The following is a 14168-nucleotide window of genomic DNA, read 5'->3' on the forward strand; positions in this document are numbered from 1 at the left end:
CCTCAGGTGATGGCAATTTTAGCGCCTAGAGCGGCAATCAGACCGCCAAAGCTGCGATCCAGTTTCGATTTGAAGCGGCTGTAAGCCGTGCGGGCGCGGGGCAGCGAGAAGACGCGCGCCACAATCATATACCACGCGGTTTCGACCCAGAAGATATTGAACAGGACAAAAAGCTTGTCCGCCAAGGAGGCCTCAACCGGCACCAATCCGACGAAAACGGCACCGAAAAACACGGCTGGCTTGGGATTGGCAAGCATCGCAACAAGACCCAGCCAAACCGCCCCGACCACAGACCGTGGCGCGGTGCCTTCAGCAATAACGGGCAAAGGCTCGGAGGCGTGTTGCCACATCTTCCATGCGATATAGATCAGGAACAAGCCACCCACGACTTTCAGCGCGGTGAACAGGGCAGGGACGACTTCAAACAGCAAGGACAGGCCAAGCAATGCAGCAGCAGCCCATAGTGTTGCTGCAAGGCCGAACCCGACAGCCAGCCCCATGGCCGTTCGCAGACCTTCGGACGCGGCAGACCGGACGCTCAACACGAAAGACGGCCCCGGCGAGATCGCCGCAAGCAAATGAATAAGGGCGACGCTAACGAAGCCCGCTAATGTCATTTCTCGATGTCCGGCGCGTCCACGGCCTTCATGCCGACGACATGATAGCCTGCATCCACATGGTGAACCTCACCAGTGACCGCCGAGCTAAGATCAGACAACAGATACAGGGCGGACTTGCCGACCTCTTCTTGTGTCACAGTGCGGCGCAGTGGCGAGTTATACTCGTTCCACTTCATGATGTAGCGGAAGTCGCCAATGCCGGAGGCAGCAAGCGTTTTGATCGTCCCGGCCGAAATCGCGTTTACGCGGATGTTGTCCTTACCCAGATCCTCGGCCAGATACTGCACCGACGCCTCCAGCGCCGCCTTGGCCACGCCCATGACATTGTAATGCGGCATGACCTTTTCGGCGCCGTAATAGGTGAGCGTAAGCAAAGATCCGCCGTTTTTCATCAGCTTTTCGGCGCGCTGTGCGACTGCTGTGAACGAGTAGACAGAGATATCCATCGACATGCGGAAGTTGTCGGCGCTGGTGTCGACATACCGGCCGCGCAATTCGTTTTTGTCGGAGAACCCGATGGCGTGAACCACGAAGTCCAAGCCGCCCCAGTCTTTTTCCAGCGTTGCAAACAACGCATCAATCGACGCGCCATCGCCCACATCGCAGGGCAGGACATGTTTCGATCCGATGCTGTCGGCCAAAGGGCGGACCCGCTTTAGCAAGGCGTCTCCTTGGTATGAGAACGCAATCTCGGCGCCTTGGTCGGCACAAGCTTTCGCAATTCCCCATGCGATGGACTTGTCATTGGCCACCCCCATGATCAGGCCGCGTTTGCCTGCCATCAATCCATTTGACATATTGTCCCCCAGGGCCACTTCTTGTTGTGTTTGGGATGGTTTAGGCGAAAGCACTGGCTGCATCAAGTCGCGGCAGAGCCTTCAGGCGCAGATATGAAACAGAACAGCGCCATTGCTGGCGCAGGCATAATTTTGCCAATTGGTCAAAAACGACGCGGCGTCAGGGTTGAGCCCTTAATTCATTGGCGATAGTGCGGCGGTGAAACACGGTGGGAATATAGAGTGACCGACAGAACTGGAATATTCGCGGGCGAAGATCCTTTTGCGATCGCACGTCATTGGCTCGCTGAGGCCGAGAAGGTCGAGCCCAACGATCCAAACGCGATCGCGCTGGCGACCGTGGACGCAAGCGGCCTGCCGAACGCACGTATGGTGCTTTTGAAAGACATCGAGAGCGACGCCTTCGTCTTCTATACCAACTACGAAAGTGCAAAAGCGCGCGAGTTGGACAGCTCCGGCACCGCTGCTTTCGTGATGCATTGGAAATCTTTGCGCCGTCAGGTGCGTGTTCGTGGTATAGTGTCGCGCGAAGACGGTGAACAAGCGGACGCCTATTACAAGTCGCGGTCGCTCAAAAGCCGGTTGGGGGCTTGGGCATCGAAGCAATCGCAGCCACTTTCGTCGCGCGGCGCCTTGATGGCAAAAGTTGCGAAAGTGACGGCGGAGAAGGGTTTAAACCCCGACAGGCCACCGTTTTGGGGCGGGTTTCGGATACGACCCGTTGAAATCGAATTATGGGCTGATGGGCCTGCGCGGCTCCACGACCGATTTCGCTGGGCACGCAATGATCCGGATAGTCCGTGGGAGATATCACGGCTAAGTCCGTAACTACGGCAAAAATATACGTAATTGACGTACACGTAAGGAGTGAGGGCAGGAAACCCTTACCTATCTTGAAACCTCTCGATGTGAGAACGTGGATCCAACATTAGTTGGGAGTACTCCATGGGTAATCTTGGAGGCGTCGAAAAATTCGACGCAGTGTGGATGACACAGAATAGTGAAGTTGCTGATACCACGCGATTTGTAGTGGGTCAGGTTAAGTGGTTCGACGCGGTAAAAGGCTTTGGCTTTGTTGTCGCCGACGAGGGTGGTCCCGACATTTTGCTCCATGCAAATGTGCTGCGTAACTTTGGGCAAGGCTCCGTCGCGGATGCCAGCAATGTAGAACTGCGCGTCCAAGAAACTGATCGTGGCCTGCAAGCGGTTGAAGTTCTGTCGCTCACGCCGCCGGAAGCGGATCCGGATGACACGGGCATCGCCAGCGTCATCGCCGACTATGATAACGTAGAAATGATTCCGGCCCGGGTGAAATGGTTTGACAAGGGCAAGGGCTTCGGGTTTGCCAATGCCTATGGTTCAAGCGAGGATATCTTCCTTCATGTCGAGGTTTTGCGCAGATGCGGCCTTGCCGACCTTCTGGCAGGAGAGGCCGTCTGTGTTCGGGTCGTTGATGGGGAACGTGGCCAAATGGCTGCGGAAATCCACGCTTGGGACCACGCAATCAACCACAATTAAAGCCACCGCACTTGCGATTGTCCTGACCGGTCTTGCCGGTATTGTTCCCGTTGCGGCCGCATGCTCTGACAACCGCGTCAGTATAAAGGGAGGCTTCGGGGCCATCTCGTTCCGTATCGAGATTGCCGACGACGACCGAGAACGGGCCGTCGGTTTGATGAACCGCGAAAAGCTGCCCAAACTCGCCGGAATGCTGTTTGTCTATCAGCGCCCTCAACCTCTGGCATTCTGGATGCGAAACACGTTGATTCCTCTTGATATGATTTTCGTCGAGCCGACAGGCCGGATCGCGCATATTCATGCGAACGCCGTCCCGCATGACGAAACGCCAATTCAGGGTGGGGATGGTTTGACCCATGTTCTGGAGATCGGCGGTGGTCTGGCTGCTAAATTCGGCATTTCGACAGGCGATATTTTGCAGCATTCGAGCTTTAATCAAAATGAAGCGCTTTGGCCCTGCGGTTAGGGCTTTTCAAACCCGAAGAAGGTGTTTAGGAAACCCTCAGATCGTCGGGGCGTGGCGCAGCCTGGTAGCGCACCTGTTTTGGGTACAGGGGGTCGGAGGTTCGAATCCTCTCGCCCCGACCATCTAAACCTCTGGAACATCAGAGAAAATTAACCCCCTTAGTCATCCATCAATTCTAGAGCCCGTTTCAGGGGGCTTCTTTAGCGTCATGTTCGGCGATGTCCGTCACGTGGCGCGATCTGGTGCCCCCACGCGTCCAGAGCGATTCTGTTTTCAAGTGCCGTTTAACCACGATTGGGCGTGACATAATCGCACAAAGCTCCACTCAGCTACATATAGACAAAATTTCTTTCACCACCCCCTACATGTGGGGCTTGTGTATCGAATTGGGCTTTGGGCGCTGTGGATAAGCCTGTGGATAGTTCACTCAATACCCTAGCTTAAAGTGATAAGTCGGCCAATTTGATTGGTTTTTCTTTTTGGCGCGTCCTGTGCACATTTTCTCGCTCGGTCGGCCAAAAGAATCGCGGCAACCCCGACCTGCTGAAGGTCAACATATTTTTGTCGCTCAAACTGGTAAAAATTCCGTTGACCCGATGGGGCTCGATACGTCAGGTTGTGCAAGCTGACACCCAAGCCACCACATATAGTGGCGGGAAGCAGCAACGGGACGGGGCAACACTCCAGACACATTACATCGCAAGATGTCAGCCCATGCTCAAGCATGGGACGAGAGAGTTTGTCTTCGATCCGGCACCACGGCCCGCATGAGGCAGGTCACACGGAATTATCACGCGCAATGTTGCGCCTGGGTATCGGGGAACAGACGAATGAAGATCGACCGCAAGCTTACGAAAGCCGGACAAGACGCCTACACGGCGCTGGAATTTACCACCACAGCGTCCGAGATTCGCAACCCAGACGGTACGATCGTATTCAAGCTTGATAGCGTCGAAATCCCCGCAGGATGGAGCCAGGTCGCCTCCGACGTCATCGCACAGAAATACTTCCGCAAAGCGGGTGTTCCAGCGGCCACCAAGAAGGTCAAAGAAAAGAACGTCCCCGAGTTCTTGTGGCGCTCCGTCCCGGACGAAGCTGCGCTCAACAAACTTCCGGAAGATCAACGTTTTAGCGGCGAAACCTCATCCAAGCAGGTATTCGACCGCCTTGCCGGCGCATGGTGCTACTGGGGTTGGAAAGGTGGCTATTTCACCACCGAAGCCGACGCCCAGGCCTATTACGACGAGATGCGCGTGATGCTGGCCAAACAGATGGCCGCTCCGAATTCCCCACAATGGTTCAACACCGGCCTGCACTGGGCCTACGGGATCGACGGTCCGGCCCAAGGCCACCACTATGTCGACTTCCAGACCGGCAAACTGACCAAGTCGAAATCCTCCTATGAACACCCGCAGCCACACGCCTGCTTCATCCAGTCCGTCTCCGACGATCTGGTAAACGACGGTGGCATCATGGACTTGTGGGTCCGCGAGGCGCGCCTGTTCAAATACGGTTCCGGCACTGGCACAAACTTTTCCTCCCTGCGTGCCGCTGGCGAAAGCCTGTCAGGCGGGGGGAAATCCTCCGGCCTGATGGGTTTCCTGAAAATCGGGGACCGCGCAGCTGGCGCGATCAAATCCGGCGGCACAACGCGCCGCGCAGCCAAGATGGTGATCGTTGATGCGGATCACCCCGATATCGAAGAGTTCATCAACTGGAAGGTTCTTGAAGAGCAGAAAGTGGCGTCCATCGTCGCGGGCTCCAAGATGCACGAGCAAAAGCTCAATGTGATCTTCCAAGCGATCAAAGGTTGGGACGGCAAACTTGAAGACGCCGTAGACCCGAAATCTAACGAGCAGCTGAAAGACGCGATCCGTGACGCAAAGAAAGTCGCAATCCCAGAGACTTACGTCAAACGCGTTCTGGATTATGCAAAGCAGGGTTACACGTCGATAGAGTTCCCGACCTACGATACCGATTGGGACTCTGAAGCGTATAATTCCGTCTCCGGCCAGAATTCCAACAACTCCATCCGCGTGACTGACGCCTTCCTGAAGGCCGTCGAGGCCGATGGTGACTGGGATCTGATCAACCGCAAGGACAACAAGGTCTGCAAAACCATCAAGGCCCGCGACCTGTGGGAGCAAGTGGGCCACGCCGCTTGGGCCTGTGCCGATCCGGGCATCCAGTATCATGACACCGTTAACGCGTGGCACACATGCCCCGAAGACGGCGAAATCCGCGGCTCCAACCCGTGCTCCGAGTATATGTTCTTGGACGACACGGCCTGTAACCTCGCATCGATGAACCTGCTGACCTACCAAAAGGATCAGAAGTTCGACGCAGAGCTTTATATGCACGCCAGCCGTCTGTGGACGCTGACGCTGGAAATCTCGGTCACCATGGCGCAATTCCCGTCCAAGGAAATCGCGCAGCGCTCCTACGACTTCCGCACATTGGGTCTGGGCTACGCCAATATCGGCGGTCTGCTGATGAACATGGGTTACGGCTACGACAGTAAAGAGGGCCGCGCGATGTGCGGTGCCCTGACAGCGCTGATGACCGGTGTGTCTTACGCAACCTCCGCCGAGATCGCCAAAGAGCTGGGCCCGTTCCCGGGTTATGCGAAAAACTCCGAGCATATGCTCAAAGTGATCCGCAACCACCGCAACGCGGCCTATGGCAATGATGACGGCTACGAGAAGCTGGACATCAAGCCACTGGCGCTGGACCACGCGAACTGCCCTGACCAAGATCTGGTCAACCTCGCCATGGCCGCTTGGGACGAAGCGCTGGATCTGGGCGAGAAGCACGGCTACCGCAACGCACAATCCACCGTTATCGCGCCAACCGGCACAATCGGTCTGGTGATGGATTGCGACACCACGGGTATCGAGCCTGACTTCGCCTTGGTGAAATTCAAGAAGCTGGCCGGCGGCGGGTACTTTAAAATCATCAACCGCGGTGTGACAGGCGCGCTGGAAAACCTCGGTTATGCCAGCAACCAGATCGAAGAAATCGTATCCTACGCAGTGGGCCACGGCACCATCGGCAACGCGCCGGGGATCAACCACACGTCGCTGGTCGGCCACGGTTTCGGCGAGGCCGAGTTGGCCAAGATCGAAGCCGCCCTTCCAAGCGCCTTCGACATCCGCTTCGTGTTCAACCAGTGGACCTTGGGCGAGGAGTTCTGCACGCAAACTCTCGGCATTCCAGCCAAAGAGTTGAACAACCCGAGCTTCGACATGCTACGCCACCTAGGCTTTAGCAAAGAGCAGATCGAGCACGCTAACGACCACGTTTGCGGCACCATGACCTTGGAGGGTGCGCCGCACCTGAAAGAAGAGCACTACAAAGTGTTCGATTGCGCCAACCCATGCGGCAAGAAGGGCAAACGCTTCCTGTCCGTCGACAGCCACATTTACATGATGGCTGCGGCGCAATCCTTCATCTCGGGTGCGATCTCCAAGACGATCAACATGCCAAACGACGCCAATATCGAGGACTGCCAAAAAGCCTACGAGCTGTCGTGGTCCTTGGGCATCAAGGCCAACGCGCTCTACCGTGACGGCTCCAAACTGTCGCAACCTCTGGCCGCAGCGCTGGTGGAAGACGACGACGAGGCGGCAGAAATCCTTGAGACCGGCTCGAACCACGAAAAGGCCACCGTGCTGGCCGAGAAGGTGATCGAAAAGATCATCATCCGTGAGGTTGAAAAAGCCACCGCACGCACCAAGATGCCGGAGCGCCGCAAAGGCTACACCCAAAAGGCCGTCGTTGGCGGGCACAAGGTGTATCTGCGCACCGGCGAGTACCAAGACGGGCAGCTGGGTGAAATCTTCATCGACATGCACAAGGAAGGCGCAGGCTTCCGCGCCATGATGAACAACTTCGCCATCGCGGTGTCCGTTGGTCTTCAATACGGCGTGCCGCTGGAGGAGTTCGTGGACGCCTTCACCTTCACCAAGTTCGAGCCAGCAGGCATGGTCCAAGGCAATGACAGCATCAAGAACGCAACGTCGATCCTTGACTACATCTTCCGCGAGTTGGCTGTGTCTTACTTGGACCGCACCGATCTGGCCCATGTGAAGCCAACGGGTGCGACCTTCGACGATATCGGTCGGGGCGAGGACGAGAACCTGAAGAACATCGACGACCTGTCGGAAACTGCGGCCTCCAAATCGCTCGAGGTGCTGAAGCAGATCAGCTCCACCGGCTACCTGCGCAAACGCGTGCCTCAAGAGCTGAAAGTCCTGCAAGGCGGCATGGGCATGGGCCACGCAACGATGGGCGCCACGGCGCTCGACAGTGCGGCCGATCCGGTTGCAACCCTGCAAACGCTGGTACCGGAAGTCACGAGCGCAATCGCCTCGGGGGCCACATCCCTGGACGCACGGACCAAAGCGAAGATGCAAGGCTACGAAGGCGAAGCTTGCGGCGAATGCGGCAACTACACGCTGGTGCGCAACGGCACTTGCATGAAGTGCAACACCTGCGGCGGGACATCCGGCTGTAGCTAAACAAGATACCGGCGCGGCCCCTGCGGGGCAGTGCTCGGGTTCCGGGGCGGGTGCGCTCGCCCCTGACGCAGATCAGGCCGCAGGCAAAAAAACTTGAGCGGTATAATTACGAGCCTGATCAGTGAACCTCGGCCCCTTCTTCGGAAGGGGCCTTTTTCTTATTAGATAGTTGTTTGCGCTCGATTGCGGCGCGACTTGTCGGCGCGGTCCGCTAGAACCGTTCGTAGTCGAGCAAAATCGTCCCATCGAGGATTTGTCGGAGATACCCACACCGATCATCGCGTTGTGAGAGATGCGCCCATGACTTTCGGGCGAACAGGGTAGGGGCCATAAAGAGAATTATCGCACTTAATTCATCGCGTGTTATCTTCCGGTCCAAGTCAGAATTCTCTACGAATTCGGCTTTTTGCTCGGGAGTCAGCGACATGATTTGCATGGAGTAAGCGATATACTCGTCCGCAGCGATACACGATTCAAACGGGCAGGGCGCATCGTCAAAGTTCGAATGCGCGAGTTCATGAACTATAACGCTCTGAAAATAAGGGGTGATGTCGAGAAACGCAAAGGCATCTTTGGGGCTTCGCCGGGCTTGCATCTTCAGAGGCTCAAGCACCTCAATCCGGTCTTTCCCGCAATGATATAGCGCGACGCATCCCGCTTTCAGGTCGTCAACAATGTCTATTCTCACCGGTCGATTAAGCGGTGGCAGGTCACATTGATCAATTAAAGCTTCAGCTTGTTCAACGGCATTGCAGGTCAGTTCGGCAATGTCGCGTTGGTGGAACGTGACGCTCACGTTGGGATTATCGCAGAGGAGCGTTTCCGACACGGCGAAAGACGCCAGAAACGGAACAAGAAGTGCCCAACAATGTAGACCTCGTCGCATCAATAACCTCGCGTCTCTTACAGTCCCTTCATCTGTTCAGCCTCACGAACTCCCGTTTGCTTTTTTGAGCATCCATTGAATTCGAGGCAAGAATGATGGGAGTAGGATACAAGAAAAACAGATCGCCCGCGTTGCCCTACGTCAATTTCAGAGATTTTCAGAACACACGGGGGGGACGCGTTAGGGTTACAGCCGCCCTTGCACACGAAGTCTCTCCGCCAGTCCCGCGGCCCGCGCGTCACCTGCCTCCAGCGCGAAGACATAGGCGTGGGTCAAGTAGAACCCCTGCGCGACGTCTTTCACAGCTTCTTCCGAGGCCCGCGTATAAAGCGTGATCAACGCCTCCACATCACCCGCCGCATGGGCGGCGAGCAATTCGGCATCAAGGCTCACTGCGCCGCGACGGCGTGGCTTTGCCGGTAATCCAGTATCCGCTGCGCCACCCATGCGTGGAAGCAATGGGTCGGGCCGTCCATCGCGGGGGAGAACCTGCCGCCATCAAAGCCCGGTCCGTAGCGCCCGCGCTGCATACCCTCGACCACGAAGATGTCCTCCTCGAACACCTCTTTCCAAAGCGCGGTGTTCTTCACCCGCATCGCATCATCCACCTGAGGAGCTGCGTAATAGATATGAACATGCTCCAGCGTCTCGTTGATCGACTTTGGCTCAAGAATGATCGCGTAGCCATGATCGCGTTGTGCGGCGAGCAGCACGTTGGGGTAGAGCGTGATATATTCCGCGCCCTCATTCCACATCTCGCTTAGACCACTAAAATCGGGGAAGCGCTTGCCGCCTTCACCCTCGAACTGGCGATAGACCAAGGTGCCCTGGCCCGAATACTTGTCCGGTTCGTTGATATTATAGTGGTCTTCCAGTCGCGAATAGCTGTTCAGGCCGGGATGGACCCAAGGCAGATGGTAGCTTTCGCAATAGTTCTCCACGGCCAGCTTGTAGTTGGTCTTGGCGGCCAAAGTGAAACTGCTGTCCGCACCGCCGTGATACATCGGCTGGTCGAACTCGGCCCAACGGGCGATCAGGTCGGCATGCATCTCCTCGAACGGGGCGGCGGTGCCGGAGATGTTCACGAACACCACGTCGCGCCAGATATGGGAGCGGACTTCGATAAGCCCCAGCGTGTCGTTGTCTATCGCCTCATGGGTATTCATCCCCGGACCGCCCACATGCGGGGTCGCCACCAGTTTGCCTTTGGTCGAGTAGCACCACGAATGGTAGGGGCAGCGGATCGCGCCCTCGATCTTGCGTGGCTCGGAGACCAGAATCATCCCCCGATGGCGGCAAGTGTTCTGGAACACCCGCACATCGCCATCCTTGTCGCGGATCAGCAGCAGCGGCAGCCCCAGAAACTCCAGCGGTTTCGCGTCGCCGTTTTCCGGCACGTCAGCCCCTACGGCCAAGCCCGCCCAAGTGGCGTGCAGCACGGCGGCGGTTTCCTCGGCAAAGGTCGCCTCGTCGATGTAATGGGCGTTCGGCAGGCCCCGGGCCTGTTCAATGGGTGCTATAACGGCGGTGAGATCAGTAGACATAGCGGCCTCCCAACAGCTGAATTTGGAAAACCCTCCCAGATTCGGGGCTATATCACTTGTATCACTGCGACATGGTTTGCCTCGCCGCGACGCGTGAACGGCTTCCTGCCGAAACCGGTGCAAGCCGTAGGAAGGTTCCCGCCGAACGGCCGAGGGGAGGGCTTGCTCGGCAAACCCATGCCTGCGTTCACGTAGTGAAACGGCAGCGAATGGCTTGTTTTCAGCAGTTTAGCACGGACCTCTCCCCATCGGGCGGGGCAGGGTCCATCTACAGTCTCGAGACCACCAACGAGGTGGCTCGGCCCTGAAGGACGGGCCTAAACCTGAAACGACCAAATGGAGAGAGTTCAATGAAAACCGCTCTTATTGCACTGACTACCGCAACTGTAATGGGCACATCGGCATTTGCCGCTGTTGCCGATCTGGACAGCGACGGCGACGGCGTCGTGTCCTTCACCGAGATGCTGGCCGTGTATCCAACCCTGACCGAGGAAGGTTTTTCCGCAGTCGACACCAATGGTGACGGCGTTGTGGACGAAGAGGAGCTGACAGCAGCAACAGAAGGCGGCCTGATCCCCGAGGCCTAACCTAAATTCGCCACGGCGTGAGCCAGCACTATTCGTCGTGGCGAAAGGTCCGTGCCCCTGTACTTACTCGATCTGCCTCGGGTTGCAGGGGCGCGGATCGCTCTACTTGGCGCCGCGCGACAGGGCTGCAACGCCGGTTCGGGCCTGCTCGACCAAGCCCAACGGGCGCATAAGGTCAGCAAAAGCATCAATTTTTTCGGAATGACCCGTCATCTCGAAGACGAAGCTTTCCAACGTGCTGTCCACTACATTGGCGCGAAAAATTTCTGCCAGACGCAGCGCTTCGATGCGGTCGTTTCCGGTTCCGGTCACCTTGAACAGAGCCAGTTCCCGCTCGACGCTGGCACCTTCCTCGGTCAGATCGTGGACGTCATGGACGGGCACCATCCGCTCCAGCTGCGCCTTGATCTGGGTGATCACCGCGGGAGTCCCCACGGTCACAATCGTGATGCGGGAGCGGTGACCTTCGTGGTCCACCTCCGCCACGGTGAGGCTTTCGATGTTGTAGCCGCGCCCCGAGAACAACCCGATCACCCGCGCCAGAACCCCCGCCTCGTTGGTGACGACGCAGGCCAGCGTGTGGCGCTCGATATAGTCGGCGTTCGGGTCCTTGAGGTCATAGGCCGAATGTTTGGACGAGCCTTTTTTGATTTTCAGCGGGGACATTTTGGGGCCTCTTTTCGGTGTCTGAGATGTGTCGGCTTTGCGTCTGCCATGCGTATGGCAAAATTTCGGGTGGCTATCTTATGTCGATCACGGGCGTGCCGGACTTCGCCGGATAGCCCGCTTGTGTCAAGAGTGTCAGGCGCAGCGGTTCCTGCGCCGGTTTGTCGATGCAGATGCTGGCGGGCCTTACGGTCACGGGCATCCCGTCAATTTCGATCCGGTCCGAGAAATGCAGCACCTGTGCCTCTCCCGTATCCGTAGCGGTCGCGGTCACCAGATAACCAGCCTCCGGCGCGTCGTCACATCCAGTTCCGCACACGCAGACCTCAGCGGCCTGAGCGAAGCGCAACTCCTGCTGGTAGACGTCGCGATTCAGGTCGAAGTCCGGCACGACGGCTGGGGGCAGAGCGGCTGCGAAGAGAGCTGTAAACCACTCCCACATGGCTTACACCATCACCGCGCCTTTGGTGCCGATGGCGTCCTCGCCGGTATCCTCGCCCATGAGCATCTCGTTATGAGGTGCGCCCGAGGGGATCATCGGGTAGCAGTTCTCGTGCTTCTCGACGCCGCAATCGAACACAACTGGCCCGTCATAGTTCAGCATTTCCATGATCGCGTCATCCAGATCGGACGGGTCGGTGCATTTTATGCCTTTCGCGCCGAAGGCCTGCGCCAGAACGACGAAATCGGGCAGGGCCTCGGACCACGAATGGCTGTAGCGGTTGCCGTGCAGCAATTGCTGCCACTGGCGAACCATGCCAAGGCGCTCGTTGTTCAGGATGAACTGCTTGATCGGCAGGTTATATTGCCGCGCGGTGCCCATTTCCTGCATGTTCATCAGCCATGACGCCTCGCCCGCCACGTTGATGACCAGCGCGTCCGGATGCGCCACCTGCACGCCGACCGACGCGGGCAGGCCGTAGCCCATGGTGCCCAAACCGCCGGAGGTCATCCAGTGGTTCGGCTCTTCGAAGCCCAGATATTGCGCGGCCCACATTTGATGCTGGCCTACCTCGGTGCAGATGAAGCGGTCCTTGCGGTGCTTGGTCAGCGCCTCAAGCCGTTGCAGGGCATATTGCGGCTTGATGATGGTTTCGGAATTTTTGTATTCCAGACAACGCTTTGTGCGCCACTCTTCAATCTTTTTCCACCACTTCGCCAGACCTTCCTTATGGGTCTTGCGCCCGCGCGATTTCCACACCCGCAGCAGGTCTTCCAGCACATGGGCCACGTCACCGATGATTGGTACGTCCACATGGATAATCTTGTTGATGGAAGACGCGTCGATGTCGATATGCGCCTTCTTGGAATGGGGTGAGAACGCATCCACGCGCCCCGTGATCCGGTCGTCGAAGCGCGCGCCGATATTGATCATCAGGTCGCAGCCATGCATGGCCATGTTGGCCTCGTAAAGCCCGTGCATGCCCAGCATACCGAGCCACTGGTCGCCGGATGCGGGATACGCGCCCAATCCCATCAGGGTGGAGGTCACGGGGAAGCCGGTTTCCTTCGCCAACTCGCGCAGCAACGCGGTCGCGCTGTCGCCGGAGTTGATCACGCCGCCGCCAGTATAAAGGATCGGGCGCTGCGCCTTTTCCATCATCTCGACCAGCTCGGTGATCTTCTCGATGTCGCCTTTTACCTTGGGCGCATAGTGCTGCGTGCTGGCGGCCTTGGGCGGCACATAGGTGCCTTTGGCGAATTGCACGTCCTTGGGGATGTCGACCAACACAGGGCCGGGGCGGCCATGGGTGGCTACGTGGAACGCCTGATGGATCACGTCGGACAGCTGGTCGGTGTCCTTGACCAGCCAGTTATGCTTGGAACAAGGCCGCGTGATGCCGACGGTGTCGGCTTCCTGAAACGCGTCGTTGCCGATCATGAAGGTCGGCACCTGACCGCACAAAACGATCATCGGGATGCTGTCCATCAGCGCGTCGGTCATGCCGGTCACCGCGTTCGTCGCGCCGGGACCGGAGGTCACCAAAACCACACCGGGCTTGCCGGTGGAGCGGGCATAGCCCTCGGCGGCGTGGGTCGCGCCCTGTTCGTGGCGCACGAGGATGTGGTTGATCTTCTCCTGCTGGAAAATCTCGTCATAGATCGGTAGCACGGCGCCACCGGGATATCCGAATACCGTGTCCACGCCCTGATCTATCAGGGCCTGAACCACCATCTCCGCGCCGGTCATCTGCTTGTTCGCCATCGTGCTGTCCTTAGCTATCCATCGTTTCATCTGCTCACAAAAAAGCCCCCGTGTTTGGCGGGGGCGCATGGGGTCCGATATGGAGTATCGTTACCGACCCATGCACCGCTTAACTAGAATGACGACTACATCGGCCATGCCGGATGCTCCTTCGTGAGTGTGCGGGGACATTACCAGCCGATTCAGGGGGGTCAACAGCCAATTGGCTGAATTTTGTGTCTCCAATAGCATTTTTCTTGTATTTTTGTTGCGCAAATCTGCCGCATGGCGACATGAAGCGCGGTATTTGGGCCGAATTCGGGCCTTGCACTGCATCGCGCGCAGCCTCACAACATTCCAGACATCTAAAATCAGGAGC

Annotated in this window: 13 protein-coding genes and 1 tRNA gene; 6 read left to right on the forward strand and 8 right to left on the reverse strand. The window is 57.7% G+C overall.

Annotation, left to right across the window (positions count from 1 at the left end):
* Window positions 1-2 precede the first annotated feature (2 nt).
* Both BDE40_RS05210 and fabI read right to left on the reverse strand, forming a co-directional pair.
* Complete coding sequence (locus tag BDE40_RS05210) at window positions 3-617, reverse strand: LysE family translocator (protein ID WP_134013384.1); 615 nt, start codon at window positions 615-617, stop codon at window positions 3-5.
* Complete coding sequence (gene fabI, locus BDE40_RS05215) at window positions 614-1417, reverse strand: enoyl-ACP reductase FabI (protein ID WP_134013385.1); 804 nt, start codon at window positions 1415-1417, stop codon at window positions 614-616. The genes BDE40_RS05210 and fabI overlap by 4 nt, the downstream gene beginning before the upstream one ends.
* Before the next feature lie 222 nt (window positions 1418-1639).
* Here fabI and pdxH point away from each other — a divergent pair, with 222 nt between their 5' ends.
* From pdxH to BDE40_RS05240, 5 genes are all read left to right on the forward strand, one after another.
* Window positions 1640-2245 carry a pyridoxamine 5'-phosphate oxidase gene (pdxH, locus tag BDE40_RS05220; protein ID WP_134013386.1) on the forward strand — a complete coding sequence of 202 codons (606 nt, stop codon included), beginning with the start codon at window positions 1640-1642 and terminating at the stop codon, window positions 2243-2245.
* A gap of 159 nt (window positions 2246-2404) precedes the next feature.
* Window positions 2405-2935, forward strand: a complete 531-nt coding sequence (locus tag BDE40_RS05225) for a cold-shock protein (protein ID WP_134013774.1) — start codon at window positions 2405-2407, stop codon at window positions 2933-2935.
* The gene (locus BDE40_RS05230) at window positions 2871-3401 is read left to right on the forward strand and encodes a DUF192 domain-containing protein (protein WP_134013775.1); all 531 of its coding nucleotides are present in this window, start codon (window positions 2871-2873) and stop codon (window positions 3399-3401) included. Before BDE40_RS05225 ends, BDE40_RS05230 begins: the two co-directional genes overlap by 65 nt.
* A 45-nt stretch (window positions 3402-3446) precedes the next feature.
* Window positions 3447-3523 (forward strand) — tRNA-Pro (locus BDE40_RS05235).
* Between the two features lie 708 nt (window positions 3524-4231).
* A complete protein-coding gene (locus BDE40_RS05240) occupies window positions 4232-7921 on the forward strand; it encodes a vitamin B12-dependent ribonucleotide reductase (RefSeq protein ID WP_134013387.1) in 3690 nt (1229 codons plus the stop codon).
* 211 nt (window positions 7922-8132) lie between these two features.
* Here BDE40_RS05240 and BDE40_RS05245 read toward each other — a convergent pair whose 3' ends face one another.
* From BDE40_RS05245 to BDE40_RS05255, 3 genes are all read right to left on the reverse strand, one after another.
* The gene (locus tag BDE40_RS05245; protein WP_162848032.1) at window positions 8133-8717 is read right to left on the reverse strand and encodes a hypothetical protein; all 585 of its coding nucleotides are present in this window, start codon (window positions 8715-8717) and stop codon (window positions 8133-8135) included.
* A gap of 276 nt (window positions 8718-8993) precedes the next feature.
* Window positions 8994-9200 carry a hypothetical protein gene (locus BDE40_RS05250; RefSeq protein WP_134013389.1) on the reverse strand — a complete coding sequence of 69 codons (207 nt, stop codon included), beginning with the start codon at window positions 9198-9200 and terminating at the stop codon, window positions 8994-8996.
* The gene (locus BDE40_RS05255) at window positions 9197-10351 is read right to left on the reverse strand and encodes an aromatic ring-hydroxylating oxygenase subunit alpha (RefSeq protein ID WP_134013390.1); all 1155 of its coding nucleotides are present in this window, start codon (window positions 10349-10351) and stop codon (window positions 9197-9199) included. Before BDE40_RS05255 ends, BDE40_RS05250 begins: the two co-directional genes overlap by 4 nt.
* Before the next feature lie 350 nt (window positions 10352-10701).
* Between BDE40_RS05255 and BDE40_RS05260 the strand changes: the two genes are divergently transcribed.
* The gene (locus BDE40_RS05260; RefSeq protein WP_073141461.1) at window positions 10702-10938 is read left to right on the forward strand and encodes an EF-hand domain-containing protein; all 237 of its coding nucleotides are present in this window, start codon (window positions 10702-10704) and stop codon (window positions 10936-10938) included.
* Between the two features lie 102 nt (window positions 10939-11040).
* Here the strand turns inward: BDE40_RS05260 and ilvN are convergent, their stop codons facing one another.
* The 3 genes from ilvN to BDE40_RS05275 all read right to left on the reverse strand — a co-directional run bounded on the left by ilvN (window position 11041) and on the right by BDE40_RS05275 (window position 13810).
* Window positions 11041-11604 (reverse strand): acetolactate synthase small subunit, encoded by a 564-nt coding sequence (gene ilvN / locus BDE40_RS05265; RefSeq protein WP_134013391.1) that lies wholly within the window; start codon window positions 11602-11604, stop codon window positions 11041-11043.
* 73 nt (window positions 11605-11677) lie between these two features.
* Window positions 11678-12046, reverse strand: coding sequence for a hypothetical protein (locus BDE40_RS05270; protein ID WP_134013392.1), 369 nt, complete (start codon window positions 12044-12046; stop codon window positions 11678-11680).
* A 3-nt stretch (window positions 12047-12049) separates the two neighbouring features.
* A complete protein-coding gene (locus BDE40_RS05275) occupies window positions 12050-13810 on the reverse strand; it encodes an acetolactate synthase 3 large subunit (RefSeq protein ID WP_134013776.1) in 1761 nt (586 codons plus the stop codon).
* Between the last annotated feature and the right edge of the window lie 358 nt (window positions 13811-14168).

The organism is Litoreibacter halocynthiae (assembly GCF_004365635.1).
Lineage (GTDB): Bacteria > Pseudomonadota > Alphaproteobacteria > Rhodobacterales > Rhodobacteraceae > Litoreibacter > Litoreibacter halocynthiae.

Bases quoted from the DNA above. Each gene is read 5' to 3' on its own strand.
- ilvN (WP_134013391.1), bottom strand. From the start codon at position 11,604: ATGTCCCCGCTGAAAATCAAAAAAGGCTCGTCCAAACATTCGGCCTAT.
- BDE40_RS05240 (WP_134013387.1), top strand. From the start codon at position 4,232: ATGAAGATCGACCGCAAGCTTACGAAAGCCGGACAAGACGCCTACACG.
- BDE40_RS05275 (WP_134013776.1), bottom strand. From the start codon at position 13,810: ATGGCGAACAAGCAGATGACCGGCGCGGAGATGGTGGTTCAGGCCCTG.
- fabI (WP_134013385.1), bottom strand. From the start codon at position 1,417: ATGTCAAATGGATTGATGGCAGGCAAACGCGGCCTGATCATGGGGGTG.
- BDE40_RS05255 (WP_134013390.1), bottom strand. From the start codon at position 10,351: ATGTCTACTGATCTCACCGCCGTTATAGCACCCATTGAACAGGCCCGG.
- BDE40_RS05230 (WP_134013775.1), top strand. From the start codon at position 2,871: ATGGGGAACGTGGCCAAATGGCTGCGGAAATCCACGCTTGGGACCACG.
- BDE40_RS05210 (WP_134013384.1), bottom strand. From the start codon at position 617: ATGACATTAGCGGGCTTCGTTAGCGTCGCCCTTATTCATTTGCTTGCG.
- BDE40_RS05260 (WP_073141461.1), top strand. From the start codon at position 10,702: ATGAAAACCGCTCTTATTGCACTGACTACCGCAACTGTAATGGGCACA.
- BDE40_RS05270 (WP_134013392.1), bottom strand. From the start codon at position 12,046: ATGTGGGAGTGGTTTACAGCTCTCTTCGCAGCCGCTCTGCCCCCAGCC.
- BDE40_RS05225 (WP_134013774.1), top strand. From the start codon at position 2,405: ATGACACAGAATAGTGAAGTTGCTGATACCACGCGATTTGTAGTGGGT.